Source organism: Chlorobium sp. KB01 (genome assembly GCF_001975465.1).
GTDB lineage: Bacteria > Bacteroidota > Chlorobiia > Chlorobiales > Chlorobiaceae > Chlorobium.
The window spans coordinates 1-2,127 of record NZ_MPJE01000113.1 but is presented as its reverse complement, the minus strand read 5'-3'; the positions used below and the strand labels follow the sequence as shown (position 1 = coordinate 2,127).

Below are 2,127 nucleotides of genomic sequence, written 5' to 3'. Positions count from 1 at the left end.
TTGGAGAGCGCCGCGAAAGACGTCCTAATGGCGATATTTACATCTATGAGCGGGTTACGGCCTATGACGAGAAGACCAGAAAGACCTATACAGTCAGTCAGAAGCTTCAGGGGAAAATCAAGGCAGGAACACAGGAGATGCTTCCTACACGGCCAAAAAAACGCAAAGGTGAGGACAAGATGGCCCGCGCGGTGCGCAGGCACAGTGGCCTCACGGATATTCTGGAGTGGGTTGGCAAAACCTCCGGCATTGACCATGATGTGCGATCTTCGTTCGGCGAAGGAGACGCCAACAAAATGCTCTCCATTGCGCGCTACTGGATCGGTTCCAGCGGAAACACCTTGCCTCGACTTGAGAGCTGGCAGGTCATGCATCCTCTTCCCTACAGCGAAGTAATCACTGAAGACGTTTACGGTGATCTGTTCAAAAGTGTCGGGCGTAACGAGGACGGCGTGCAGCGTTACTTTTCCTTCCGGGCGGATCGCCTTGGGCCGTCTCCGGTGCTTGCATTCGATTCGACCACGATATCGACCTACTCCGAGAACCAATCGGAAGCACGACAAGGGTTCAACAAGGACGGAGACGGACTGAACACCATCAAGCTGCTGACCTTGTATTCCGTCAAGGAACGCGAACCATTGGCTTTCGCCAAGCAGCCCGGCAATGTTCCTGACGTCATATCCATTGAGAACACCCTGAAGCAACTCAAGTGCCTTAACCTTGAGAGACCCTTGATTGTCACCGACAACGGTTACTACAGCGAAGAGAACATGATGAAATTCGCCTTGCGCAACATGAAATTCCTGACTCTGGCTGACCCCAGAGTCACCTGGATTCGCGAGACGGTTGATGCGCTTCGGCAGACACTGGCGAGCATGTCCAGCACGTGTCCGTTTGAACCATCGGTTTGTGGCGCTACGGCAATGAGAATGCACGAGTTCGGTCGAGTACGCAAGCGGTCGCGTAACGGCAAGCTGGGTGGAGAAGAAGATGCGTTCGTGCGCCGTCTTTATGTCCATGTCTTCTATTCTCACGACAACGACAGCAAGAAGGAAGTTGCCTTCCGCAAAGAGCTGCTTGAACTCAAGGCTCAAGTCGAAAACGGGGTGGAGGAGTTCACGCAATCTGCTCAACGGAAAATCGAGCGCTATCTGGTCTGCACGACAAAGGGGCGTGGCGGAGCATTGAAGGTCGGCTTCAACGATCAGGCTATTGCTGAAGCGAAGAGATACTTCGGCTATTTCTCGCTCGTCAGCAATCAGTCCATGGAGACTTTCACGGCACTGGAAAACTATCGACTGCGTGAAAAGATCGAGGAGCTTTTCGCCGTTGAAAAAGGAGACCTTGATGGCAGAAGGCCTCGCACATGGTATCCTGACAACTTGCGGGGAAGACAATTCGTGCAGTTTGTTTCACTGGGGTATCATTGCTTCCTGACGAAGAGAATCAAGGAAATGCGGGTAGAGCTTGGAAAAAACGCAAGAGGCAAAACCAAGGCGCTTGTCCTGCTCGAAAAAATGCTGGACAAGTGGCTTGAGCAACGCTCACTTGCTCAGATTCTGGATTGGTTCGACTGCGTAGAAACAACTCAGGTAAAGACGGCCATGGGCGCCTATCGCTGGTCTACCGAGTCGGTAGCCAGAGATCGGCTGTTTTTGGAATATCTGGGAGTGACCTCCTGATAGTGTGCGCTTTATCCTACTTTCAGGCGGGTAAAGCGTATTAACACCCCAGGGGGAAGTAAAATCGTCTCACAATATGTCTCATCAAACGGATAGTGGCATCAAAAGCGAGACGTATCACCGCTGAATACCGTTATGGCTGGCTCGTTTTCACCGGGTATATGTCTCAACTGCAAACAGGAGCATATTTATCCGTAAAACCATACAATTTGAAGAGATATCGTCAATGAAAAAACGTTCACGCGAACCGGTTTTGAACCATTTTCAGCCATTTGGCACGGTAGTTGATGCATTACATATAGAATCAGAAAGACAAAATTATCAACTACGACCCAACAGGATACGATCATGAAAAACAACAAAGCTCTTCGCACCCTTGCTCTCGGAGTGTTTTGCCTCAGATGGAAATGGAGAAAATGCCTTGTTGAGTTAGCGAGTTAATGTT

General features: G+C 50.4%; 1 protein-coding gene. It reads left to right on the top strand.

The window, feature by feature from the left end; translation table 11 throughout:
• Positions 1-1,682: transposase (locus tag BOO20_RS11740; RefSeq protein WP_083694636.1), on the top strand; the 1,682-nt coding region annotated here is incomplete at its 5' end.
• Positions 1,683-2,127 lie beyond the last annotated feature (445 nt).